At 38.0% G+C, this 26,419-nt stretch carries 23 protein-coding genes; 5 read left to right on the plus strand and 18 right to left on the minus strand.

Annotated elements, in window-relative coordinates; genetic code table 11:
- Position 1: 1 nt before the first annotated feature.
- The 11 genes from ACFWDE_RS16435 to ACFWDE_RS16485 all read right to left on the minus strand — a co-directional run bounded on the left by ACFWDE_RS16435 (position 2) and on the right by ACFWDE_RS16485 (position 12,801).
- Positions 2-1,105, minus strand: a complete 1,104-nt coding sequence (locus ACFWDE_RS16435) for a DgaE family pyridoxal phosphate-dependent ammonia lyase (RefSeq protein WP_377893367.1) — start codon at positions 1,103-1,105, stop codon at positions 2-4.
- Positions 1,083-2,183: an amidohydrolase/deacetylase family metallohydrolase gene (locus ACFWDE_RS16440; protein ID WP_377893369.1), complete on the minus strand. Its 1,101-nt coding sequence runs from the start codon at positions 2,181-2,183 to the stop codon at positions 1,083-1,085. Before ACFWDE_RS16440 ends, ACFWDE_RS16435 begins: the two co-directional genes overlap by 23 nt.
- A 175-nt stretch (positions 2,184-2,358) precedes the next feature.
- A complete protein-coding gene (locus ACFWDE_RS16445) occupies positions 2,359-3,219 on the minus strand; it encodes a M15 family metallopeptidase (RefSeq protein ID WP_377893370.1) in 861 nt (286 codons plus the stop codon).
- Positions 3,220-3,301: 82 nt separating this feature from the next.
- Entirely contained in the window at positions 3,302-4,408 is a 1,107-nt protein-coding gene (locus tag ACFWDE_RS16450; protein WP_377893372.1) for a HAMP domain-containing sensor histidine kinase, read from the minus strand.
- The gene (locus ACFWDE_RS16455; RefSeq protein ID WP_002145159.1) at positions 4,401-5,099 is read right to left on the minus strand and encodes a response regulator transcription factor; all 699 of its coding nucleotides are present in this window, start codon (positions 5,097-5,099) and stop codon (positions 4,401-4,403) included. The genes ACFWDE_RS16450 and ACFWDE_RS16455 overlap by 8 nt, the downstream gene beginning before the upstream one ends.
- 104 nt (positions 5,100-5,203) lie before the next feature.
- Entirely contained in the window at positions 5,204-6,310 is a 1,107-nt protein-coding gene (menC, locus tag ACFWDE_RS16460; protein WP_377893374.1) for an o-succinylbenzoate synthase, read from the minus strand.
- Positions 6,311-7,756, minus strand: a complete 1,446-nt coding sequence (locus tag ACFWDE_RS16465; RefSeq protein WP_377893377.1) for an o-succinylbenzoate--CoA ligase — start codon at positions 7,754-7,756, stop codon at positions 6,311-6,313.
- Positions 7,757-7,959: 203 nt separating this feature from the next.
- Entirely contained in the window at positions 7,960-8,778 is an 819-nt protein-coding gene (menB, locus tag ACFWDE_RS16470; RefSeq protein ID WP_377893379.1) for a 1,4-dihydroxy-2-naphthoyl-CoA synthase, read from the minus strand.
- Between the two features lie 68 nt (positions 8,779-8,846).
- Positions 8,847-9,659 (minus strand): 2-succinyl-6-hydroxy-2,4-cyclohexadiene-1-carboxylate synthase, encoded by an 813-nt coding sequence (menH, locus tag ACFWDE_RS16475; protein WP_377893381.1) that lies wholly within the window; start codon positions 9,657-9,659, stop codon positions 8,847-8,849.
- Entirely contained in the window at positions 9,656-11,410 is a 1,755-nt protein-coding gene (gene menD, locus ACFWDE_RS16480; RefSeq protein WP_377893383.1) for a 2-succinyl-5-enolpyruvyl-6-hydroxy-3-cyclohexene-1-carboxylic-acid synthase, read from the minus strand. The genes menH and menD overlap by 4 nt, the downstream gene beginning before the upstream one ends.
- Entirely contained in the window at positions 11,407-12,801 is a 1,395-nt protein-coding gene (locus ACFWDE_RS16485) for an isochorismate synthase (RefSeq protein ID WP_377893385.1), read from the minus strand. The genes menD and ACFWDE_RS16485 overlap by 4 nt, the downstream gene beginning before the upstream one ends.
- A 194-nt stretch (positions 12,802-12,995) precedes the next feature.
- On the opposite strand from ACFWDE_RS16485, the gene ACFWDE_RS16490 reads away from it, so the two are divergent.
- Together ACFWDE_RS16490 and ACFWDE_RS16495 are read left to right on the plus strand one after the other, a co-directional pair.
- On the plus strand, positions 12,996-13,949 hold the full coding sequence (locus ACFWDE_RS16490) for a 1,4-dihydroxy-2-naphthoate polyprenyltransferase (protein ID WP_377893387.1): 954 nt from the start codon (positions 12,996-12,998) through the stop codon (positions 13,947-13,949).
- A gap of 278 nt (positions 13,950-14,227) precedes the next feature.
- On the plus strand, positions 14,228-14,959 hold the full coding sequence (locus ACFWDE_RS16495) for a yteA family sporulation protein (RefSeq protein WP_377893389.1): 732 nt from the start codon (positions 14,228-14,230) through the stop codon (positions 14,957-14,959).
- A 43-nt stretch (positions 14,960-15,002) separates the two neighbouring features.
- On the opposite strand, the gene cspD is transcribed toward ACFWDE_RS16495, so the two are convergent.
- The gene (gene cspD, locus ACFWDE_RS16500) at positions 15,003-15,203 is read right to left on the minus strand and encodes a cold-shock protein CspD (protein ID WP_001193051.1); all 201 of its coding nucleotides are present in this window, start codon (positions 15,201-15,203) and stop codon (positions 15,003-15,005) included.
- A 321-nt stretch (positions 15,204-15,524) separates the two neighbouring features.
- On the opposite strand from cspD, the gene ACFWDE_RS16505 reads away from it, so the two are divergent.
- On the plus strand, positions 15,525-16,307 hold the full coding sequence (locus tag ACFWDE_RS16505; RefSeq protein ID WP_002067868.1) for a TIGR00266 family protein: 783 nt from the start codon (positions 15,525-15,527) through the stop codon (positions 16,305-16,307).
- A gap of 24 nt (positions 16,308-16,331) precedes the next feature.
- On the opposite strand, the gene ACFWDE_RS16510 is transcribed toward ACFWDE_RS16505, so the two are convergent.
- On the minus strand, positions 16,332-17,120 hold the full coding sequence (locus ACFWDE_RS16510; protein WP_377893391.1) for a MerR family transcriptional regulator: 789 nt from the start codon (positions 17,118-17,120) through the stop codon (positions 16,332-16,334).
- 140 nt (positions 17,121-17,260) lie between these two features.
- On the opposite strand from ACFWDE_RS16510, the gene ACFWDE_RS16515 reads away from it, so the two are divergent.
- Together ACFWDE_RS16515 and ACFWDE_RS16520 are read left to right on the plus strand one after the other, a co-directional pair.
- Positions 17,261-17,983: a lipase family protein gene (locus ACFWDE_RS16515; protein WP_002145144.1), complete on the plus strand. Its 723-nt coding sequence runs from the start codon at positions 17,261-17,263 to the stop codon at positions 17,981-17,983.
- A gap of 76 nt (positions 17,984-18,059) precedes the next feature.
- On the plus strand, positions 18,060-18,194 hold the full coding sequence (locus ACFWDE_RS16520) for a hypothetical protein (RefSeq protein WP_002145142.1): 135 nt from the start codon (positions 18,060-18,062) through the stop codon (positions 18,192-18,194).
- Positions 18,195-18,306: 112 nt separating this feature from the next.
- Here the strand turns inward: ACFWDE_RS16520 and glgP are convergent, their stop codons facing one another.
- The 5 genes from glgP to glgB all read right to left on the minus strand — a co-directional run bounded on the left by glgP (position 18,307) and on the right by glgB (position 26,370).
- Positions 18,307-20,715, minus strand: coding sequence for a glycogen phosphorylase (gene glgP / locus ACFWDE_RS16525; protein WP_377893394.1), 2,409 nt, complete (start codon positions 20,713-20,715; stop codon positions 18,307-18,309).
- Between the two features lie 18 nt (positions 20,716-20,733).
- A complete protein-coding gene (gene glgA, locus ACFWDE_RS16530) occupies positions 20,734-22,164 on the minus strand; it encodes a glycogen synthase GlgA (RefSeq protein ID WP_377893395.1) in 1,431 nt (476 codons plus the stop codon).
- 137 nt (positions 22,165-22,301) lie between these two features.
- Positions 22,302-23,336, minus strand: coding sequence for a glucose-1-phosphate adenylyltransferase subunit GlgD (gene glgD / locus ACFWDE_RS16535; protein ID WP_377893397.1), 1,035 nt, complete (start codon positions 23,334-23,336; stop codon positions 22,302-22,304).
- Positions 23,337-23,354: 18 nt separating this feature from the next.
- Complete coding sequence (gene glgC / locus ACFWDE_RS16540) at positions 23,355-24,485, minus strand: glucose-1-phosphate adenylyltransferase (protein ID WP_000057600.1); 1,131 nt, start codon at positions 24,483-24,485, stop codon at positions 23,355-23,357.
- On the minus strand, positions 24,433-26,370 hold the full coding sequence (glgB, locus tag ACFWDE_RS16545; protein ID WP_377893399.1) for a 1,4-alpha-glucan branching protein GlgB: 1,938 nt from the start codon (positions 26,368-26,370) through the stop codon (positions 24,433-24,435). Before glgB ends, glgC begins: the two co-directional genes overlap by 53 nt.
- Between the last annotated feature and the right edge of the window lie 49 nt (positions 26,371-26,419).

The raw sequence follows: 26,419 nt of genomic DNA on the forward strand, positions 1-26,419 counted from the left end.
TTTAGTTTCCCCCTACAATTTCTCTCATTTTTTCTTCAATAACATGTATATCATCACCTTGAAGTGGACGTGGATCGATATCAAAGAAGCCTTGTCTTACTCCGTAATCACGTGTGTAAATTGCGATTTCCCCTTCGCGTAATGCTGTCACAACATCTTTTGCTGATTTATTTAATTCTTTCTCGTTAATATGAATACGCGCTCTAAAAATTGCTCTTCCTGCTTCATCTTGAACGATTGTTACATTTACACCATTTAATTCTTTCAGCGGCATAAGTACTTGTAACAAGTCTTTTTCTTGTTCACTCTTATCTTCTTTTACTCCGTATTCATCAAGCGCTTGAAGTAAACCGAAAGTCGTCTCTTTCCCAACTTTCATACTTCTTCCGATGCAATGTAATTGCACTTTCAGCCATTCAATATATTTTCGTTTACCACCGACAATACCAGAAGTAGGTCCTTCAATTGCCTTTGAACCGCTATAAATGGCAAGGTCTGCATACTTCACATATTTTTGAATATCTTCTTCAGCTGCCGCATCGACGATAAGTGGGATCTTATTTCGCTGCGCTACTTCCCACGCTTCTTCAACAGAAATCATATTTTTTTGCACTGCATGATGGGATTTCACATAAAGAATCGCTGCTGTATTTTCACCAATTGCATCTTCAATATGTTCTGCTTTCCCTTCATTTGCGTAACCCACTTCCACTAGTTTGCCGCCGCCTAAATAAATCATCGTTTCAACTGGAGCACCGTATTGAACGTTATGACCTTTCAGCATAATCACTTCGTTTTTCGCGATTACTTCTTGATGAAGTCTTTCACTTTTACGGCGATTTCCTTCTGTAACGATACCAGCGATAGAAAGCGCAATTCCACTCGATGCTGAGTTCACAACAACTGCCGCTTCTGAATCTAGAATTCTCGCAATATGGTCCCCCGCTTTATCTACTAAATCCGCAATTTCCACATAATTTTGTCCACCATGCTTCATCGCATCCATTACCGTATCTGTAGGAGCGGATACACCTAAAATACTCATTCTTCCACTCGCATTAATAACTCTTTTTAATCCGTACTTAGCATTCAATGAATGACCCATTGATTACAACCCCTTTCGTATCAATTCTTCTTTCAGCAATGCGCTGATCCCCTTCTGAATCAATTAACGTAATCGGCTCATCTTTAACCGTAAACAAAGTTAAGTTGGCAATATCCCCTTCTTGAATGCGACCAAGCTCTGGTTTCTTTAACCAATCCGCTGCATTTTTCGTAACCGCATCAATTACTTCTTCGAGTGTATAACCTAAGTAAAGGAATTTAGAAAGAACGTTAGCCATACTGTAAACTGGACCATGTATACGATTCTTCCGGTAAATATCTGTACTAATCGTATTAAGAGCAATGCCGTAACGCTTCGCTGCTTCTGCTACTTTAAAAGAAAAGCTAGCATTACCATGCCCAACATCTAAATGGACACCACGTTTCACTGCATCTAATAACACAGGTAGCGGTTTTCCTTCTTCATCAAATAAATTATTTTCTTTCCCGTTTAAATAATGTGTAATGACATCAGCTTTTTCTAAAAGAGGTACAACTTCCTCTATACGAGGAGGTGCTGAGCCGATATGTACCATAATCGGTAATGATGTTTCGCGAGATAAAGAGCGCGCTACATGCAGCGGTTCAATTCCGCTATCACACACGACACTTTTACTCATTCTCGCTTTTAACCCAACGATTACATCTTTATACTTTTCTACTGCTTCTATTACTTTCTCTTTATCTATCCATTCCATATTGGATAGTTCATCAATTCGTTTCAAACCGATGCGAGAAATATTTAAAAAGGCAAATAAATTTGTTTTTGCCTGTTCTCTACTTAATACTAAATCTGCAATACGATCAGCCCCGCAGCTACCCGCATCAACAATTGTCGTTACCCCTTGCTTAACGCCAATTTCATCCACCTCATCGCCATACGGATCAAACTCTGGAAAAGCATGAACGTGCAAATCAATCCAGCCACTCGATACGTAAGTACCTGAGTAATCAAGAACCTTTCCACCTTCGCCAACACCAGCTTTCGTCACCTCAGCGATTTTATTATTTTCAATTACAATGTCAATCTCTTCCCCGTTCACACGTTTCACATTACGTAGCACGAATCGTTCTGTCATTGTATTTCCACCCTTTTCTATAAGAAGCCACAAGAATACGCTTACATTAAAATTTCATTTTTATATCTCTTTCACATATTTAGAGTATCACGAAAAAAACGAAAAGTAAATATAACGTTATAATGTTTGAAAACAAATAATTAAAAAAGCTATCTACTTCAGATAGCTTTCTTCTCTATTCTTGAACCGTCACAATAACCCCATCCATATTATTCCCCGAAATTTCATACTGCTTATTTACTGGGACATTTACGTTCATACGACCTGAAACTTTATAATAAGAAACCGTGTATTTCTTCCCTTCAACATCAGTCGAAATTTCTTTTTCCTCTTTTAAGAAGTCCAAATATTCCTCTAAAGTAATTTTCTTTTTTTGCATAATTGCGCTATGTGGTAAGCCGACATAACGTATGTGCCACGGCTCATATTGAATGCCCGTAATATCACTTTTATTTTTCGGATAACGTAAAACAAATCCGTGCTTCCATACGTTCTCTTCAATCCATTTTCCTTCAGGAGCTTTCTCCATTTTCTTTTGAGTAGACCCAACGTCGAGTGATAACCCTAAATTATGTTCACTATATCCTGCTGGAAGTGCATAATCGGATCCCATTTCTTTATATAATTTACTTTGTTCTTGAAAATCTCGGTAACCGCTACTCATTAAGAAATGCTGTACTCCATCTTTGCCAGCTGCATCGACAACGTTTAAAAACTTTTTTACAATATCCTTTGATAAGCGAAGATTTCTATCAAATACAACATATCCTCTTACTAATTCACTATTGTGATTTACATTTATAATGTCGGACCTAATGCTATCTTTTTTAACTGGGTAATCTTTATTAACTAATAATAGATTTCCCTTATAAATCTCTTCTTTTGTAACCTCTACCTTTTCAATATTCGCCGATTTTACCTTATTATCTTTTTCTGCAATTTTAACATCGATATCCTTTTGAAATAATGGTGATATATAAAAGCCTACACAGACTGTACATAATATAAAAAGAGAAATAAATACCCACTTTTTCATTTCTAGTTCCTCCTTAACGTAACTTACGTATAGAATAGAAAAAACTATTAAAATAAAAAGTGGGGTAAAGTTTAAATTTTTATTAAATCGCCTGATTCTCTTCTTTTGGTAATCTCACTTCAAATATCGTTCTAATTACATTACTTTCAGCAGAAATGGTACCGTTATGCTGCTCGACAATATTTTTCGCAATAAATAACCCAAGGCCTGTACTACCTTGCTGCTCTGATCTTGCCTTATCACCTGTATAAAACATATCAAATAAATATGGTAAATCCTCTTCTGGAATGCTATCTCCGTAATTAATAATTTGTACAACTACCTCTTCATGATCAATATATCCGTTCATATCAACAAAATTCCCATCATATCCGTAACGAATCGCATTCGTTAAAAGATTTTCAAAGACTCGAGCTAATAATTTCCCATCACCATTAATATGTAAGTGGGGCGCAATATTCAATCTCGCTTCTAAATCCTTTTTTTCTAATGACGGATACAATTCTTCCTCTAACTGTATGAGTAATTCACTTATATCAATTGGTCTTTTCTCCAGCTGCAACATGCCATAATTCATTCTCGTTATTTCAAATAATTCATCAATTAAGCTTTCAAGCCTTTCCGATTTCGTAAAAGCAATTGTGGAAAAATGTTTAATTTGTTCCTTCGTCAAATTCTCATCTTTAAGAATTAAATCTAAATAACCTAAAACAGAAGTTAATGGTGTTCTTAAATCATGAGCTAAGTTAACAATGAGCTGATCCTTACTACTTTCCGCAAAGTCTCCTCGTTCAACTGCTTCTTTTAATTTCTCACTCGCTACATTTATTTCACGAGCAATATATCCAAACTCGTCATTTGATGAAACGCGAACTTGATTTGTAAAATCACCGTTCGCCAAATGATGAATCCCATTCGAAATCTCATCAAAATATTTTAAGTATGGTCTAGTAAGGAAGAAGAAAAACATAATGGATAGAGGGATAAATATAATTAAAAAGAAATTAATATCCCCAATTTGTCTTACCATTGAACGAAATTGAGCTAAAGGATCCTCATAACGAACTGCTAATTTATAATAGAGCCGTAATCCCTCATACATCAAATACGTTACCCCACCAGCTAATATCATACTTAACGCAAATAGCATAACCATCTTCGAACGAAAACTTCTCATCTTTTTAGCCATTGAAAGTATACCCTACTCCCCATACTGTTTTTATCAACTTATCCTTTCGTTTATCTTCCCCAAGCTTTTTCCGCAGTGTACGAATATGTACCATTACTGTATTTCCACCTTCATAATAATCATCTGCCCATACTTGCTGAAAAATATTTTCCACATTGTACACTTTCTTCGGATGACTCGCTAATAAATATAAAATGTCAAACTCTTTCGGTGTTAACTCAATTTGCTCTCCATATACATTTACCGTTCGGCGCTCAGGATCAATAGCAACTCCGCCAATCTCTAAAGCAGATTTACTCTCTTCTACTTTCGGCTGATTTAACGTAAGAAACCTACGCAGCTGTGCATTTACGCGCGCGACTAATTCAATCGGCGTGAAAGGCTTTGTCATGTAATCATCTGCACCCAGTACAAGACCTGTCACCTTATCGAAGTCAGATGTTTTCGCGCTTAAGAAAATAATCGGCATATGATATTTGGCACGAATCTGTCTCGTCACTTCATATCCATCCATTTTCGGCATCATAATATCTAAAACCACTAAGTCAATCGGCTGCGTTTTAATAATATGCACCGCTTCTTCCCCATCGGCTGCTTTCACGACGTGGTAACCTTCTTTTTCTAAATGTATCTCAATTAAATCAGCAATTTCTGCCTCATCATCCGCTATTAAAATTGAAATGCGCTTCATTTTACTCCCCCTACTTCATTCCGTTTTCATACGCTCGATTTTAAACTAGTCTATCCAATTTGTACAATAAGAAAAGGCTACTCATAAGAGTAACCTTTGTTATTTCATCTTTCAAACACAATCCGCTGCTTCGTTATTTCTTCCAATCTTCCGCGGTCAACTTCATACTCAGCATCAATGCTTTGCGGTACAATCACTTTCCCATCTTTAAGCATCACTTCCGGCGAAATAATATCCTTTTCCCAATGTCTACTAGAAGCAGATATATCTCCAGGAATCGTAAAGTTCGGCAATGAAGCGAGGGCAACATTTTGTGCGCGTGATATCCCCATCTCTACCATACCGCCGCACCAAACTGCTATGTTATGCTCCATACAATAATTATGGATTTGCACCGATTCTGTTAATCCGCCCACTCGCCCTGGTTTAATATTAACGATTTGGCAACTGCCAAGCGTAATCGCAACACGTGCATCTTCTAAACTATGGATACTTTCATCTAAACAAATCGGTGTTTCAATTTTCTTTTGCAACTGTGCATGATCAAGAAAATCGTAATCCGCTAACGGTTGTTCAATCATCATCAATTGAAATTTATCTAACCGTTTTAACTTCTCTACATCAGCTAACGTGTACGCTGAATTTGCATCAGCCATTAACGGGATGTGCGGAAACTCTTTACGAATCTCTTTCAATAACTCGTAGTCATGTTCTGGCTTTATTTTCACTTTAAAGCGCTCGTATCCTTCTTCCGCGTACTTCTCGATTTGTTTTAACATAACCGGAATCGTATTGATCCCAATCACAACTCCGACTTCAATTTCAGGTCTAGTTCCACCAAGTAATGTCGCTAAAGATTTGTTTTTACGCTTCGCATATAAATCCCAAACAGCTCCTTCAATTCCCGCCTTTGCCATTCGGTTTCTCTTTATATGCTGGAACAAATCAGGTACCTCATTCGGATGAGAAATTTCAGCTTTCAATAAATCAGGTATTAAAAAATCCTGAAGTACATGTAGCGCTGTCTTCACCGTTTCTTCCGTATACCACGGTTCAGAAAATGCAACGACTTCACCAAAACCAACGTATCCATCCGTATCTTCTAATTCAATGACGATGCTTTCACGTTTTTCGTAAGTCCCGTAGCTTGCGGCAAACGGAATGACGAGTGGCATTTCCGTTATATAAAATGTCGCTTTTTTTATTTCCACCTACATCTCCTCCACTAATTGTCTTAACTCTCGTCTTAACAATTTCTTTGAAGCATTTCGTGGTAATTCCTCTAAGAAACATACCTTCTTCGGCACTTTATATTTCGCTAATTTCTCCTCGCAAAAACGAAGAATTTCTTCTTCTGTTACCTCTCCGCTTTTTACAACAAAAGCAGCTGGCACTTGTCCCCAACTTTCATCCTTCATACCGACAACACCCACTTCCACTACCGCCGGATGAAAAAGTAATACTTCTTCAATTTGAGCTGGATATATATTTTCTCCGCCAGAAATAATTAAATCACTGCGGCGATCTAACACGTATAAAAATCCTTCTTCATCTAAATAACCGAGGTCACCCGTATGAAGCCAGCCATTTCTGATCGCCCCATGCGTCGCATCTTCACGATTAAAATAGCCACCTGTTACGTTCGGTCCTTTTACAACAATTTCTCCTTCAGCATATGGCGGCATTACTACGTCGTCTTTTTCAATACGAAGCTGACATTGAAATAGTGGTTTTCCAGCTGATCCTACCTTCGTTAACATGTAATCTGCTGATAACGTACAAATTTGCGAAGACGTTTCTGTCATACCGTACGTTTGATACACAGGAATTCCTTTTTCTACACATGTTTCTAATAACGGTTTCGGCGCTGGCCCTCCGCCTAGTAACATGCATCGTAAAGAAGATGGATATGTCCCTTCCCCAAGTCGCTCTAAAAGATCTGTTAACATTTTAGAAACGACAGAAATAATCGTAACGCCTCTCGTTTGAAGTGCTTTATGAATAAAATTAGCATCATATTTCGGAACGAGTAAAATGCGCATACCGTACATAATATTTTTCATTAAAAGAGATAGCCCGCCAACGTGGAACATCGGCATACAAGCTAACCAGCAATCATCATCACGAAGCCCTAAATTAAGCGAAGAACCGACTGCGCTTGCCCAATGATTACCGTACGTTAAAATAACGCCTTTCGGCTTCCCTGTCGTCCCAGACGTATAAATAATTGTCATCGCTTCTTCTAAAGAAAATTCTTCTTGAATAGATGCTTCCGCCTTCGGTCCATTCATCACTTCAGCAAATGAATATACAGGAACATCTTTAGCCCCAAAATCTTGATCCGTCACTAAACAAACAACTTCAGCATCATCCATTTGCCAAAGTAGCTCTTCTCTTGAAAGACGCGTATTTAAAAGCACAGCTACTGCACCTACGTAAGATAAGGCGTGAATAACTGTAATCATCTCCATACCATTTTTCATCAGAACAGCCACCTTTTGCGCCCGCTTCACTCCTACATGTGAAAGTTGTTCACAAACAGATACTACTTTTTCATGCAGCTGCATAAAAGTAACCTTTTCATCCTCTATTTCAATTGCAGTGCGATCTGGTGTTAAAAATGCACGTTGCATTAACCAATTCGGCATCGTCTCCATTATTCATTCTCCTTTCATGAAAGAAAGAGACTTGATGTGACATCAAGTCTCTTAGTTGTTTTGTTTCCGGTTTTGATCTCATCTAGCTACAGCGGCTAGAACAGTCGGTCGTTTCACGCCTTCCTATGAGGCAAAAAGCGCCTCTACGTCAGGCGTTCCAACGCCCTCTTGTTCTAAGCGAGCCGCTTCCGCTTTTGGTTTGATCACGGGAAACGAGGGAATTGACCGAAGTCCGGAGTACGTTTTTCTTTGAACGCGTCGCGGCCTTCTTTTGCTTCGTCAGTTGTGTAGTACAATAACGTTGCGTCTCCAGCTAGTTGTTGTATACCAGCTAAACCGTCTGTGTCTGCGTTGAATGCAGCTTTTAAGAAACGAAGTGCCATTGGGCTGTTTGCTAAAATTTCTTGTGACCATTGCACTGTTTCTGCTTCAAGTTCTTCTAATGGTACTACTGTGTTTACTAAGCCCATATCAAGCGCTTCTTGTGCGTTGTATTGACGGCATAGGTACCAAATTTCACGAGCTTTCTTATGGCCTACCATACGAGCTAAATAACCAGCTCCGTATCCACCGTCAAAGCTTCCTACTTTAGGACCAGTTTGTCCGAATACAGCGTTGTCTGCAGCGATTGTTAAGTCACATACGATATGAAGTACGTGTCCACCACCGATTGCATAACCTGCTACCATTGCGATAACCGGTTTAGGAATTGCGCGAATTAGACGTTGTAAGTCTAATACGTTTAAACGTGGGATTTGGTCGTCACCTACATAGCCACCATGACCGCGAACTTTTTGATCGCCGCCAGAACAGAATGCACGTCCACCTTCACCTGTTAAAATGATAACGCCAACATTTGCATCATCACGAGCGTGCGCAAAAGCATTGATTAACTCCATTACCGTTTTAGGACGGAATGCATTATGTACTTCAGGGCGGTTAATCGAAATCTTTGCGATGCCATTGTATGTTGAATAAATAATATCTTCGTAATTGCCTTCTTTTACCCATTCAATAGTCATTACTATTACCTCCTTTTATATTTCTGATCTCCTCTATAAGTGCAACTTCCTTCTTGCTGAAAAAAGCATCACTGCATAGTTTTTAGAAATCCCTTTACTATTGTATCAAACTTTTCCGGTTGTTCCACATGAATTGCATGGCCAGCACCATCAATTTTGACAAAATTCGCGCGAGGGATGCATTTTTCTATGTTTTTTAATAGGCGAAAGAACTTTTCATCATATTCCCCATTCATTAAAAGAACCGGCATTTGCAAGTTGTGCAATTCTTTCCACCATGAAGGCTGAGCCCCTGTTCCCATGCCGCGAAGACTATTAGCAAGTCCTTTTGGATTGTTAGCAAGTCGTTCTTTTCGCACCGCTTCTTGCACGTTTTTTGCTAAACGTTTTTGCGTTTCAAAAAGCGAAATATTTTCCCACATCGATACAAAACTTCGGGTGCCTTCTCGCTCAATTTTATCGGCAAGTCGCTCATCTTTTTCACGACGTTCCTTTCTAGCCTCTTCACTTTCAATCCCAGCTGTACAATTTTCTAATAAAAGAGAATGTATATACTCTGGATATAAGCATGCCATCGTAATCGCCAGTCTACCGCCCATTGAATAACCAAGTATATGTGCTTTTTCAATATGAAGATGATCTAGTAGTTCTTTCATTTGCAGCGCCGCATTTCGGATATCATAGTGCGTGACATCTTCAGGCCTCTCTGTCTTTCCGTGCCCAACAAGATCCACTACAATTACTTGAAACCGCGCGCTCCATGAAGGGATAAAAGAACGCCATGTTTCCATGCTTCCCGTAAAACCATGAAGAAGTAGAAGTGGTTCCCCGCTTCCGGCTACTTCATATTCATACGATACACCTTGCAATGTTACTCTCATTTTGATTCACCTTGCAAAAATGTAGTAATAACGTCCATTGTTTTTGCCCATAATTCACGATGTAATTTCAGGTTTTCTTCGCGATTCGTACAAATTTCCACAACGTGTAATCCATTCGTTTTCGTTCCAGTTTGTACTTCTTCTCGGAAGTTTTCCCATCCATTCACACGGCTAAATGAACCACCATACATTTTGACAACATGTTCATAATCAAGCCCAATTGGTGTCCCAAATAATGATTCGAAATGTTCCTTTTTCTCATATTGTGGTAAGAATGAGAAAATACCTCCACCATCATTATTCACAACAACAATCGTTATATTTAATTCATGTAATTTTGCAGCTAATAATCCGTTTAAATCGTGATAAAATGATAAATCACCGATTACTAATACGAGCGGATCACAAATAACGCTCGCTCCTAAAGCTGTTGAAATAATTCCATCAATACCATTTACACCGCGGTTCGCCATTACTTGAATGTTTTTATCCGATGTGAAGAAAAATGAATCGGTATCGCGAATTGGCATACTATTACTCGCAAATAACGTTGCCCCTTCTGGTAATACACGTACAATATCCGTAATTACTTTTCCTTCAAATGCCGTTTCATATGTTTCCATTTCACGAAGTGTTTCTCTCGTTTTCTTGTTTATATGTTTCCACATTCCAAACCAATCATTCTTTTTCATAACTGGCATTTTCTCTAATAATGCTCTGCAAAATTCAATGTCACTAGCTTGTACAACTTCTGTCGCAACTAGAGCTGGATCTCTCCATTGTCCAGATTCATCAACAACGATATGAACAGCTTTCGTTTGTTTTTTGATGAACTGCGTTAATGCTTTAGAGACAGGCATTCCGCCGAAACGAATTAAAACATTCGGCTTCCACGTTTCTTTTAACAATTCATTTCGTAAAAATGTATCGTAACAATCTATAACCATCGTTTTATCATGATTACCACTACGGAGGTTAGAAAGTGGATCTGCTAAAATTGGATACCCTGTTTTCTCAGCTACTTTCATAACAACTTCTGTGATTTCTGGATGACTGCCGTCTCCACAAATAATAAGCCCCTTTTCCATATGTGAAAGGCGCCCTACAAGAGAATCTACATATTCACTCGGCATCGTCACGTTCCCTTGCTGAACTACTCCTGTATATTCACCACGCCCTTTATCCCATAAACTTTCTAATGAGAAATCCGGTATAAGCGGCTCGCGAACTGGAAAATTAAGATGAACAGGTCCTTGCGGCGCTAAACAGGCACTTGCTATCGTACGCTGAGTTGTCATTCGAGCGTAATGATACATTGCTTCACTCGCTTCAGGAAGTGCCATCTCTGTAAATTGCTTTACAAAAGTACCGTATAAATTAAATTGATTCATCGCCTGTGGTGCACCCACATCTCTTAATTCATGCGGTCTATCCGCTGTTAATACGATAAGCGGCACTCGTGAATGAAACGCTTCACATACAGCAGGATAATAGTTCGCTGCTGCCGTTCCTGACGTACATAATAGCGCAACAGGACGTTTTTTTACTTTCGCAATACCGAGCGCAAAGAATCCTGCTGATCTTTCGTCTACATGTAAATATGTTTTCATTCCTTCATGTTGTTCCATTAGTAAGGCAATCGGCGTTGACCGTGAACCAGGACTAATGACAACATCACATACATTTAAACGCGTCAGTTCGTCCACGAACGCGCCTAAATAATATGATAATGCTTCTATATGATTGTTCATTTCATTAATTCCTCCAAAGCACCAAGCATCGGTCTAAACTTCAAACTTGTTTCTTCATATTCAAGCTGAGCTACTGAATCAATTACGATACCACAGCCGGCAAATAAGGATGCCCTCTCGCCATTTAATAATCCGCAGCGAAGTGCAACCGCAAATTCACCATTTCCTTCATCATCTATAAAGCCAATTGGTGCGCCATATAATCCTCTATCTAAAAGCTCTACATCACGGATTAATTTCAACGCCTCATGACGAGGTGTACCACCAAGAGCTGGTGTTGGATGTAATTCTTCTACCATCGTTAAAAGACTTGCATCACCTTTTGCTTCTACTGGCGTATATAAATGGATTAAATTTTTCGTCGTTAATAAGCCTGGGCTCTCCGGAATATTAACAGATTCGCAATGCTCACTTAACACACCTCGAATCATGTTAACTACATAACCGTGTTCAGCCAAATTCTTTTCATCATGAAGAAGCGTCTCACCATTTTGTTTACTTTCTTCTATAGAATTGCCATGACCAATTGAACCAGCAAGGCACATCGATGTAAACTTCTCGCCTTCTTTTCGAATCAATCGCTCAGGTGTCGCCCCTAAGAAGCATGCTCCTTTATAATCAAAAGAAAATACGTAACAATCCGGTTGCCCAATGCGAAGCGCTTCTAAAACAAGAACGGAATCAATATGCTGATCCATCGTTACTTTTAGCTCCCTTGCTAATACAACCTTCTGCACGTTCCCTTGCTTCATTTCATCTTGCACTTTTCCAATCGCGTTCATCCAGCCACTCGGATCAACTTCTACTTTAGAAGTAACTGTTAATTTTGATCCTTCTAGTGCACATTTACTCTCTTGTAAAATTCCCTCTTCTACAGAAATAATTTCGTTATAAAGAGTTTCTGCACAATCTTCAGCTGAAACGAACTGATTAATCGTTAACCACGCTTTTTCATTTTTTACCGTTAATAAAAATGCTGGTAGTGAAAATGTGGTATCATCAAATTCTTTCCAAAGATCCGTTTTTTCTTTTTCTTGGTCAAATGAAAATCCACCAAATAAAAGAGGACCTGTTCCAAATTCGTATCCTTCTCTTTGTACGAATGCTTTCTCTTTTACTTTATCCCACTCGTCACGAGCAGTTTGAAAGCGTTTATGAGAAGAATTTGCTATAGTGAAAACAGAGCCAATTCCAGCAAATATTACATGCTGAGCTGGGTCTGCAAAATAACATCTATTCTCGAATGAGACCCTTTTTCCTGCTGCATAAAACAGAAGTGGATCCACCCAATCTATTTGTTTTACAAAACTAACTAATGTTTTTTCATCAGTCGCACGCTTAATAGCTGTAACAAGAACTTCTTGTAAGCCTTTTTGTTTCGTTTGAATCACAATTGTCTCCCCCCTATGGGCGAAAAATAGTCATAATTACGCTTGATTTTAAGATACACCTCAAAGGAAAGGCCTGTCAACGTTTAGCATTTCTGAGAAATTCGCCTTCTCTTCCTAGAAAATAAACGTTGACACTAAATGATGCTTTTTCTACACTTAATTGTGTACAATATGTGACCTAAGGAGGATTCAACATGGAAATGAACGTCGCAACGAATTCCTCTCCTACAGCGCAAAAGCCAAGTAAACAAACAGGCTGGCGCATTTGGTGGAGTTTATTACGTCCCCATACATTAACAGCAGCTTTCGTTCCTGTTTTCATCGGAACAGCTTATGCAATGCAGGTCGGAGGTATAAATCAAATACATCTTCCTCTTTTCTTTATGATGCTTCTTGCTTGCCTTCTCATTCAAGCAGCAACGAACATGTTTAATGAATACTTTGATTATAAAAGAGGACTCGATCATGAAGGTTCAGTTGGAATTGGCGGTGCTATCGTCCGCGATGGCATTAAACCAAAAACCGTGCTTAACTTAGCATTCGGATTTTTAGGCATCGCAACGCTATTAGGTGTTTATATTTGTATGAACTCTAGCTGGTGGCTTGCCGCAATCGGTCTTGTTTGTATGGCCGTTGCTTACCTTTACACTGGTGGCCCCATTCCAATTGCGTACACACCATTTGGAGAGCTAACAGCAGGATTATTTATGGGTGTCATTATTATCGGTATTTCATTCTTTATCCAAACAGGAGCAGTAACATCAGAAGTGATTTTACTATCTATCCCAAGCTCCATTTTAATTGGTGCGATTTTACTATCTAACAACATTCGTGATTTAGATGGTGATAAAGAAAATGGCCGTAAAACATTGGCGATTCTCGTTGGACGCGAAAGAGCAGTTGGTGTACTTGCTTCTATGTTCATCGTTTCCTACATTTGGACAATCGCTTTAATCATCGTTAACATCGTATCACCATGGATGCTTATCGTATTCTTAAGTGCACCGAAAGCATTTAAAGCGACGAAAGGCTTTATCGGCAAAAGCATTCCAATGGAAATGGTACCTGCGATGATTTCAACAGCAAAAACAAATACAATTTTCGGTCTCCTAATGGGAATCGGATTATTACTTGGATACTTCCTATAAAGTGAAACTTTAATCAGTGGGGATTTTGTTCATCCCCACTGATTATTAGCCCGCACTAATCGGGCGTTTACGGGCAGCCCGACTCCCACCTAACTTCTTTGCTCCAGCCAAATTTTAAGGTGGGAGTTTTACTGCCCGGCAAATAGCGGGATAGAAAGGAGCTGCTTACGCAGCTCCTTTTTTCATATACCAACTTCCCAGCTGAAATTCATCTCATAATTCCTACTCTCAACGCTCATACTATGTAAAGAAACTGAATTGTAGGAAGGTGGACGACTATGTTAACTCCACAACAAATAAATCAATTTAAATCTATTTTAGAAAAACAACAGCAAGAAGTTGAACAAACAATACAAACTCATGAAAATGAAAACCGTGCATCTGAACGTGATTCAGTAGGAGAATTGTCTAGCTATGACAACCATCCAGGTGATATGGCTACAGAATTGTACGAACGTGAGAAAGATTTCGGACTCATCGAATTTTGGCATAAACAGTTAGAAGATACGAAACATGCTCTGCAAAAAATTGAAGCTGGTACGTACGGAATTTGCGAAGTGTCTGGTGAGGAAATTCCATTTGAAAGATTAGAAGCAATGCCAACTGCTACAACGTGTATTCGGCACACTACAAATAAATTAGATATGAACACGCGCCCAGTTGAAGAAGAGGTGCTAGCTCCTTCGTTTCACAAGCACGACGAAGATCATTCTGTTGAATACGATGCTGAAGACGCTTGGCAAGACGTCGCAAATTACGGAACATCAGAAACACCATCCGATTTAGAACGACAGGATTCAAAAAACTATAATGGAATGTACGTAAATAGTGAAGAAAATGTTGGTTATGTAGAGGATTTCGAAAACTTTATCGGAACAGATATGTATGGAAAAAACCCACAAGTTTTCGCAACAGAAGAACATGAAGAATATGAACAATTGCTTGATGACTTTGAAGAGCGCACCTTTAAAGGTGAATTATCTTCAGATGAGTCTGGTTCTAAAGCATAAAAAAAGCATTCCGAAGTTCGGAATGCTTTTTTTCGCTAGCTAATTAGTTTTTTGTAACGTTAGCTGCTTGTGGTCCGCGGTTTCCATCAACGATTTCGAAAGAAACTTCTTGACCTTCTTCTAAAGTTTTGAAGCCGTCGCCTTGAATAGCTGAGAAATGTACGAATACGTCTTCTCCGCCTTCAACTTCGATGAAGCCAAAACCTTTTTCGCCGTTAAACCATTTAACTTTACCTGTTTGCATGTCATGTACCTCCTAAATAAAAATGAAACTATGAATCCACATGAAAAGGTGGATATAAAGGACATGAATGTATAACAAGCTTACAGCCTTTAATACAACGTGCTTTATTTCCGTACCACATTATGTAGCTCAATAGTGTTTTCACTATATCATGCTATATCAAAAACGTCAAATGAGAACACTTTCGTCCCATCGTTTTTTATAATTCTAGTATAACCTTAAACTTCCATTCTACTTTTATTCAAAAATTAACAAAACTACAGTATTCTAATTCCTTTGATTTCTGTACAATATAATTACTACATATGATGAGGTGAAAAAATGCAAGCACATGAAATCGAGTATAAATTATATGGCGATGATATGCAGTTTGTTGAAATTGAGTTGGATCCAGAAGAAAGCGTTATCGCAGAGGCTGGCGCAATGATGATGATGGAAGATCATATAGAAATGGAAACGATTTTCGGTGATGGTTCTGGACCATCTAGTGGTCTATTCGGTAAATTAATGGGCGCAGGTAAACGTCTCGTTACAGGTGAAAGTATGTTTATGACTGTATTTACAAATACAGGTCATGGCAAACGACACGTATCATTCGCCGCTCCTTATCCTGGAAAAATTATTCCTGTTGATTTAACAGAATATCAAGGAAAAGTAGTCTGCCAAAAAGATGCATTTCTTTGTGCAGCAAAAGGTGTTTCTATCGGAATCGAATTTACAAAGAAAATTGGAACTGGTTTCTTCGGTGGTGAAGGTTTCATCATGCAGAAACTTGAAGGTGACGGACTAGCTTTCATGCACGCAGGCGGAACAGTATATAAGCGCGAATTAAAACCTGGCGAGAAACTTCGCATTGATACAGGTTGTCTCGTTGCAATGACAAAAGACGTTAACTATGATGTTGAATTCGTTGGAAAAGTAAAAACAGCTCTATTTGGCGGCGAAGGTTTATTCTTCGCAACGTTAGAAGGTCCTGGAACTGTTTGGATTCAGTCCTTAACACTTAGCCGCTTAGCAGCACGCCTTACAAGCCCAGCAGCGCAAAGTACTGGTGAAGGTAGTGTATTAGGTGGACTTGGTCGCCTTTTAGATGGGAAAGAGTAAAACACTAAAAACAGATAGTCCCCTTCATAGGGAACTATCTGTTTCTTTTGGACTGTATAAATCATTTTTAATCATATAATATTCCATCACTTCATTAAGCCATAACTCTTCCTCCACTGTATAAGGAGAGGGCATTATCTTATTATATTGTTCTTCTATATCCTCTATTTCTTCACTTAAAGAATACATCGTTTCTTCTCCGACATACTTAAGGGTTGCCTTCATATGCTGATTGGCAAGCTTTTGTACTTCTGGATCATCAACATGTTTTCCAAATAGCCTTTTTACTTCTTTTGATAAGCGTACAAACTCTTTATCTAGTTCTATCATCTCTTCTTCAGGCTTATTATATAATCCATCAACCATTTCCTTCGGTATATATTCTTCCAGCCATAAGCGTTGTTCGTTTTCTTTTTGAATACTGTTAATTAGACTCATTAATATGTCACTATCTACCTGCTCTTCTTCTTCAAGACATATTATCGTTCTTTCAATTGCTGTTATCGAAACTTCAATTTGTTTTTTCTTTTCTTCAAAAGCTACTCTTTGATTTTGTAATGTTTCTTTTAAGCTTATATTCAAACTTTTCACATTGAGCATGACACGAATTTCTTCTAAACTATATCCTAATACTTTAAGACTCACTATTTTTTGGAGCGCTAATATATCTCTATTTTTATATACACGGTGTCCTGAACTCATATTTTTTTCAGGTTTAAGCAATCCAATTCCATCGTAATACTGTAGTGTCCGTATTGATGTGCCTGTTCTCTTTGAAAACTCACCAATTGAATAGCCTTCCTTTTTGCTCATCCTACACTCCTCCTAACAATATGTTTACAAAAATCATACTCCCTCGCGTAACTGTAGGTTCAAGCCTTTTTTCAAAAGAATGAATCAAGTCCCTCACTGCATATATTGAACTATACCTTTTCTTAAGGAGGGCTTTCTTGATGCGTACTCCTTTATCCTTTGATAAAGATACTGCCATATTGTTAGCTTCTTGCTGCGATCTAACGTATGAACAATATAAACAAAATGGGATTTTTGAAATACCTGATGGATTCCAATATGTACAAGGCTTTCAAGGAAAAGCAATTCAAACGATGGAATGGTTTGGGTTCATATTAGAATCTGAGGATACGATTATTGTAGCTTTTAGGGGCACACAAACAGATACAGATTGGATTATCGATTCACTCGTCAACCAAAGGCCATACCCATACGCTTTAAATAGCGGAAATGTCCATAACGGCTTTCTTTCAATTTATGAATCTTGCCGGGATCCTATTATGGATATGCTCGTGTCATTACCAGCCCATAAGAAACTTCTTGCAACAGGCCATAGCTTAGGCGGTGCACTCGCTACACTACACATACTAGATGCCCGTATAAATACTGCCTTCGCACAGTACGGTCTTTATACATTTGCCTCTCCAAAAGTTGGAGATATCGCTTTTCGAAATTATTATAAACTGCAAGTAGCTAGTAGCTTTCGTTTTGTCAATTTATTCGATGTCGTTCCTCTTCTCCCTCCAAGAAATGTCCATTTTAATGAGAAGGATTGGGAATATGCACACGTCCATCACAACATGACATTTACGAAAAATACAAAATCCATTACGAATAATCATTCCATTACAACATACAAAACATGTCTGACCTCTCATTTTTAACCAGTAAACAATTGGAAATTAAACATTCGTATACTATAATAATATATGAATTTACTTTTGGATGAGGGGACCTTACATGTTAAAATTTATCTTTGCACTTTTTCTCATTGTAATTTTTTCGGTTACAGGTTTCTTTACATTTTCATACTTTGCGACAGGAGAATACGGTGGAACAGGTATAATATATACCACTATCCCATTTCTTTCTTAAGCAAAATAAGTAAAACGAGCTTAATATCCTTAAGCTCGTTTTATTTTTCTAAGTAAGCGTATCCCTGCTTTAAAAGTGAATAAATAAAAGCCCCTTCAAAAGAGGCTTTCATCTAAAAAAGTTTAACAGTATTACCAATACCCCAAATTTCATTACTGTACTGCAAAATTGTTCGATCACTCGCAAAATGCCCAGATTGTGCAATGTTCAAAATCGACATTTCCAGCCATTTCTTCCTATTTTCATAGGCCCTTCCGATAACTTCTTGTCTTTCAGCATATGGGCTAAAATCTCGAAGAACGAAGTATTCATCATTTTGAATAACGAGAGAATCATAAATCGCTTCAAATTCAGCTCCCGACTGTGCAAAGAAACCATTCGTTAACTGATCTACTACTTTTTTAATGTGCATATTGTGGTGATAATAGTCACTTGCACGATATCCACCATTTTGGTAATAATGAAGAACCTCATCCGCTGTTAAGCCGAAAATGAAGCAGGCATCATCACCGACCCGGTCTTTTATTTCAATGTTAGCTCCATCTAACGTTCCGAGTGTAATTGCACCATTCATCATGAATTTCATGTTACCTGTTCCCGATGCTTCTTTACTCGCAGTTGAAATTTGTTCACTTACATCTGCCGCCGGGAATATATCTTCCGCTAAAGAAACTCGGTAGTTTTCTAGAAAGATAACTTTCATAAATTGACTTACGTACGGATCGGTATTCACCTTTCTTGCAAGCTCATTTATTAATTTAATAATTTTCTTCGCATAATAATAGCCAGGTGATGCTTTCGCTCCAAAAATAAAAGTACGCGGGTAAAATGAAAAACTAGTATCCTCTTTTAAACGGTTATACAAGTACAAAATATGAAGAACATTTAATAACTGTCGTTTATAGGCATGTAGCCTTTTCACTTGCACATCAAAAATAGAATTTGGATCAATAGTGATCCCCATTTTATTATGAATGCGCTCCGCTAAAATAATTTTACGCTCTTGTTTTACCCCTGCAAGCTTTTCTTGAAAACTAGTATCATATATGAAGTTTTGCAGTGCTTGCAGCTTAATTGGCTCTTTCTTCCACTCTTCACCAATCGCTTCCGAAATAAGATTCGTCAGCTGCGGATTCGCCTTCATTAGCCAGCGCCTATGAGCAATTCCATTCGTTTTATTATTAAACTTATCTGGATAAAATTCATAGAACAATCGCATTTCACGCTGCTTTAAAATTTCTGTATGAATTTTCGCCACACCGTTAACGCTATGGCTACCAACAATCGCTAAATGAGCCATTTTCACAAGGTCATGCGCAATAATGGCCATGTCCTCAATGCGCTTCCAATCGTACGAATAACGGTCCCAAAGCTCATGACAGAAACGTTCATTAATTTCTTCAATAATCATATAAATTCTCGGTAATAACGGTTTAAAAATGTGAATTGGCCATTTCTCAAGCGCTTCTGATAACGTTGTATGATTCGTATAGGAAATCGTCTGCGTTGTTATGTGCCAAGCTTCTTCCCATGTCAATTTTTCTTCGTCTAATAAAATACGCATAAGTTCTGGAATTGCTAGAACCGGATGTGTATCGTTTATATGAATCGCAATTTTTTCATGTAACTGACGAAGACTACCGTGCCTCTCCCTATGCATACGAACGATATTTTGCAAACTTGCTGATACGAGGAAATACTGTTGTTTTAAACGAAGTATTTTCCCCTCATCATGCGTATCATCTGGATATAAAAACTCCGATACGGCCTCTGTTTCACGCTTATATTTCAAAATATCTTTACAATTTTGCGGGAAAGGAACTGGCTCCGCATTCCAAAGCCGAAGCGTATTTACAGTACTTGTTTCATACCCTATAACTGGAACGTCATATGGTACTGCCATAATAACCTCTGCATTTGTATGCCTGAACTCTAAACGTCCATCAATTTCTAGTGGTTCAACGTTTCCAAAATAACTTACTTCTACGGCTTGGTCATACCTTCTTACTTCCCAAACGTTTTCATGAAGAAGCCACTGTTCTGGAAATTCTACTTGATAGCCGTCAACAATTTTTTGATCAAACAAGCCATGCTTATAACGAATACCACAGCCATGTCCTGGTAAGTTTAAAGAAGCGAGTGAATCGAGGAAACAGGCTGCTAAACGTCCAAGGCCACCATTACCAAGGCCAGCATCTGCTTCAATCTCTTCTAACTCTTGCAAAGAAATTCCAAGTTCAGAAAGCCCCTTTTCACATACATCTCGAATACCTAAATTTAATATGTTACTGCCTAGCAAACGCCCAAGTAAAAACTCAATGGATAAATAATACATTTGCTTTTGATCTCCAGAACGATAACTTTCATTCGTTGCAATCCATTGACTATTCATATACTCACGTACCATATGACCAAGCGTATTATACTGATCACGAGTTGTAGAATCTTTGAAACTTTTCCCATACATCATTTCTAATTTTTCTAGAAAAGCGGATTTAAAGCTTTCAACATGAGTAAACATTTTTTCACCACCTCAATGTTATTCCATGAGACTTTTATACAATTTCTTATATGCAAGAGCAGATTTCCCCCAGCTATAATCTTCAGTCATCGCTTGCTTTACAAGCTTATCCCATACCGGTTTATCTTGATAAAACTCAATTGCACGAAGAATTGTATGTAACATGTCATGCGCATTAAAATTCGTAAAGCTAAAGCCATTCCCAATTCCAGTTTCCTCATCGTAAGAATGTACAGTATCATTTAATCCGCCTGTTTCTCTTACAATTGGAATCGTGCCATATGCTAGCGCAATAAGTTGTCCAAGTCCACACGGTTCAAACAGCGATGGCATTAAAAACAGATCGCTTCCCGCGTACACTTGGTGCGCTAACGCTTCATTAAATCCAATATATACTTTTACCTTTTCTGGATATTCGTATGCCATCCATTCAAAGAACTGCTCGTATTCAGAATCGCCTGACCCCAAAATAATACATTGTACATCTTCTTCCATTATTTCACGGAATACAGTACGTACTAGATCAAGCCCCTTTTGCTTCGTTAATCGTGTTACCATCGAAATAACTGGTGTATCTTCTTTTTCTGGTAAACCAAAATAACGCTGCAATGCGCGTTTATTTTCACTCTTTTCCTCTAATGACTCTGCACTATACTGAGCCGGAATATATGGATCTGTTTCTGGATTATATACACTCGTATCAATTCCATTTACAATGCCACTAAGCTTATCGTTATGCTTTCGTAGCAATCCATCTAACTTCTCACCGAAAAACTCATATTGAATCTCTTCTTTATATGTCGGGCTAACCGCTGTAATTTGGTCAGATGCGATAATACCGCCTTTCATAAAGTTCACGTTTCCATAAAACTCAAGCTGTTCACTATGAAAATATTCATGACCAAGCTCCAGTAAGTCGTACATCACTTCAGGAGGAAATACACCTTGGAACTGCAAATTATGAATCGTATATACCGTTTTAATATGCTCATATAACGGGTTATCTTGATACTTTTCACGAAGTAAGAAATTAACCATAGCTGTATGCCAATCATGGCTATGAAGAACATCTACTTCGAAATCAAGATGCGGAATACACTCTAAAACTGCTTTTGAAAAATAAGAAAAACGCTCTCCATCATCATAATGGCCATAGAGAGAATCTCTCTTAAAATAATATTCATTATCTATTAAGTAATACGTAATCCCATCCTGCTCACCTTTTAAAATCCCGCAATATTGGTTTCTCCATCCAAGAGGAACGTTAATTACTTTATGAAGCGTACATCCTTCTCTTAACTCTTTCGGGATAAGACTGTAGTTTGGAAGTATAATGCGAACATTCACTCCTAATTTTTTTAATTCTTTTGGGAGCGCGCCTGCTACATCAGCTAGACCTCCGGATTTAATAAACGGTACACATTCTGATACTGCAAATAAAATATTCACCTGTTGTTCCACTGCACGAAAAGCGTATACATCATAAATCGCTCTTCTTACAGCTTCCTCCCTTCAAGTTTTCATATAGAGTAAAACCTTAATTAGTGGGGGTTTTCTAAATCCCCCACTAATTATGCACCTGCTATTTACGAATAACTGTTGATTGTACTATTTTGTACACTACCTTTTTCTACAACATATGGCTCATCAGCACTTCCTTTTAACACTACGCCGTCGCCAAGTTTCACATCTTTATCAATAATAACACCGTCTATTATGCAATTATCTCCAATTTTGCTCTTTTGCATAATAATACTATTACGAACAATTGATCCTTTTCCAATTTTAACAGAACGGGAGATAACACTATTTTCCACTTCACCTTCAATAATACTACCGTTTGCAATCATCGTATTTTTCACTACTGCACCCTTCATATAACGAGTTGGCGGCTCATCTTTTACTTTCGTAAAGATTGGTGTTTCTTTCTTAAATAATTGCTTCCAAATAGTAGGCTGCAAAATTTCTAGACTATGCTTATAGTAACTTTCAATCGAATCAATGATAGCTACATATCCTGTATGCTCATACGTAGCAATATGCAGTGATTTCCCGCTCTTTTCTCTCACTACATCAAATAAACTGTATTGCTCCACATCTTTATATGTCTCAAATAAGTCTAGCAATAATTGTTTCTTTAACACATATGTTTGAAGCGAAACCCCTTCATAACAAACTTCAGTAATATCTGCAGACGTATGTATATGTCGCTCTAACACCGCTTGAAAGTTTAACGCTGTTACAAGATGGCTATTCGTAATAACAACATATTCTTCTCTGCTTCTTAGAAAATAATCAATATGTCTTCTAAAATGTGCAAAAGATCCAAATTCGTCATGATCACATTGGCAGTTCGGTGGGAATAAAAACAGTCCATCACGCTTTCTATCTAAATCCCACTGTTTTCCTGAACCGACATGATCCATTAAAGAACGATTTTTATGACTTGTAAAAACCGCCACGCTATGAATATTAGAATTCACCATATTTGAAAGCATGAAATCAATGAGGCGGTAACGGCCTCCAAACGGTAATGCCGCTAATGAACGATGCCCTGTTACTTTCTTTAAGGAAGGAAAACTTCCCGTTGCATTAATAATTCCTAACATTTTTTCTCCCATTCATTTCATCCCCCTTTTCTATTTTCCTTCAGCAATTAGTACTACATCATCAACATTTTTTTCTGGACGAATTATTGTCCCATCTTCAATAACCATTTCCGATCCAACGATCGCTCTTTCAATCACAACGTTTTTACCAATCTTTGCCCCCGGCATAACGACAGAATCGATTACCATACTACCTTCTTCCACCGTCACTCCTTGGAATAAAACAGAATGCTTCACGTCCCCTTCAATGACGCATCCTTCATTAATAAGTGATTCTTCTACTTTTGCCTGTTCTGCAATATATTGAGGCGGCTCGTTTGGATTCACAGAATAAATGCGCCAATTACGATCGTTCAAGTTCAACGATGTTTCATCGCGAAGTAAATCCATATTCGCTTCCCATAAGCTTTTCACCGTTCCAACATCTTTCCAATATCCTTCAAACGGATACGCCATCAACTTCTTCCCTTCATCTAATAAAAGCGGAAGTACATCTTTTCCGAAATCATTACTAGATTCAGGATTTCTTGCATCCATCTCTAAATATTCTTTTAAAATGGCCCAGTTAAAAATATAAATTCCCATTGATGCAAGATTACTTCTTGGAAATTGCGGTTTCTCCTCAAATTCAACAACTTCCATCTCTTCATTTGTATTCATGATGCCAAAGCGACTTGCTTCATCCCACGGGACTTCAATAACAGAAATCGAAACATCTGCTTCTTTTTCAATATGGTAATCTAGCATTTTACTGTAATCCATTTTATAAATATGGTCACCTGATAAAATAAGGACATATTCTGGTTCGTACTGACTTAAATAGTTTAAATTTTGATAAATAGCACTTGCCGTACCTGTATACCACTTCACACCTGAAGACTCCGCATAAGGAGGTAACACAGTGACTCCACCGTTTACACGATCAAGATCCCAAGCATTTCCGATTCCAATATAATTATGAAGTTCTAACGGTTGATATTGCGTCAAAATCCCCACCGTTTCAATACCGGAGTTTGCACAGTTACTTAACGTAAAATCAATAATGCGATATTTACCACCAAATGGAACAGCTGGCTTGGCTAAATTTTTTGTTAATGCACTTAAACGACTACCTTTTCCCCCTGCTAGTAACATTGCTACGCACTTTTGTTTTTGAGCCATCTTGTTTTTTGCTCCCCTTTCTCGTCTTCACTGGTCGTAATATGGATACGCCAAATGGTGGAATTGTAATTTCTATATGTCCCGCTTGATTATGATATGGCTCTAGAATCATCTTGAGACGTTTCTTATTAACTTGCCCCGATCCGCCATATTGCGCCGAGTCACTGTTTAAAATTTCGTTATAATACTCGAAATCTGGTACACCTACTTTATATTTTTCATATGTAGCTTTCGTAAAATTACATACGATAACTAACGCATCTTCCTGCTTATCCCCTTGGCGGATAAACGAGAAAATACTTTGCTCATTATTATTAGCATCAATCCACTGAAATCCTTCAGGCGAGTGATCTAACTGCCAAAGTGGTTTTGAGCGCTTATACAATGCTATGAGCTCTTTAAAGTAATCATGCATGTAACGATGCATTTCAAAATCATGTAAATTCCAATCTAAATCTTCAAGGTCTTTCCACTCATCAAATTGACCGAATTCTCCACCCATAAAGAGTAATTTCTTACCTGGATGAGTAAAGAAATATCCATATAATAAACGAAGTTGGGCGAACTTATCCCAGTAATCTCCCGGCATTTTATTTAATAACGACTTTTTCCCATGAACGACTTCATCATGAGAAAGCGGCAATATGAAGTTTTCAGAGTGAGCATATATTAAAGAGAAAGTCATTTTCTCATGAATGTATTTCCGGTACTCTGGCGCACATTCCATATATTTCAGCACATCATTCATCCAACCCATATTCCATTTATAATTGAATCCAAGTCCACCCTCGTATGTTGGAGCTGTTACAAGTGGCCAAGCTGTTGAATCTTCCGCTGTCATAAGAAACTCTTCATCTTCTGCAAACACAGCTTCATTTAACTCTCGTAAGAAAGAGACAGCGTGTTCATTGCTTTGCTCTTTTCCTTCTTTATTCCAGTACAGCATATTCGCAACTGCATCTACCCTGAAACCATCAATATGGAAATACCTCATCCAAAATAACGCATTTGAAATTAAGAAATTACGTACTTCCCTCTTCCCTAAATCAAAATTAACAGTTCCCCATACAAGGTTTTCTTGTACATCTCTATCTTTATATTCATAAGTCGGTGTCCCATCAAACAAATATAAACCGTGAGCATCTTTACAAAAATGCCCCGGCACCCAATCTAAAATGACACCGATTCCATATTTATGACATTCATCGACAAAATACATCAAATCATGTGGCGTGCCGAATCTACTTGTAGCTGCATAATATCCCGTTCCTTGATATCCCCAAGAACGATCATATGGATGCTCAACAAGCGGCATAATTTCAATATGTGTAAATTGATGTTCCACCACATACGGAATGAGCTCCTCGGCCATTTCTCTGTAAGAATACAGAGCGCCATCTTCTTTCTTTTTCCAAGAACCGAAATGTAATTCATAAACTGTCATCGCTTCTTTATAAATCGATTTTTTCTTTCTCTTACGAATCCAGTTTTTATCATTCCATTCATATCCCTCTATATCAAAAACTACAGATGCCGTATTTGGTCTTACTTCTGCATATACTGCGTAAGGATCTGCTTTTAAAATAACGTCATCGCCCATCGTTTCAATTGCATACTTGTATATCTCATTCTCTTCAATATGCGGTACAAACAAGGACCAAATCCCCTCTTCTGTCACTTGTAGCATCTTATGTTGCTCATAATCCCATTCATTAAAATTCCCAACAACACTCATTGCTTTCGCATGAGGAGCCCATACTGTGAATCGTACACCTCGCATCCCATCTTCCGTCACAATATGTGCCCCAAAGATGTTATAACTGTCATAGTACTTTTCTGTATGAAACTCATCTCGTTTCACTTCTTCACAATTTATTACATCCAATATGTTCACCTCACTAAGATGACAGAAATTTTTTACTCTTTATCATTTC

The organism is Bacillus sp. NPDC060175, assembly GCF_042728695.1.
In the GTDB taxonomy this organism is placed as follows: domain Bacteria; phylum Bacillota; class Bacilli; order Bacillales; family Bacillaceae_G; genus Bacillus_A.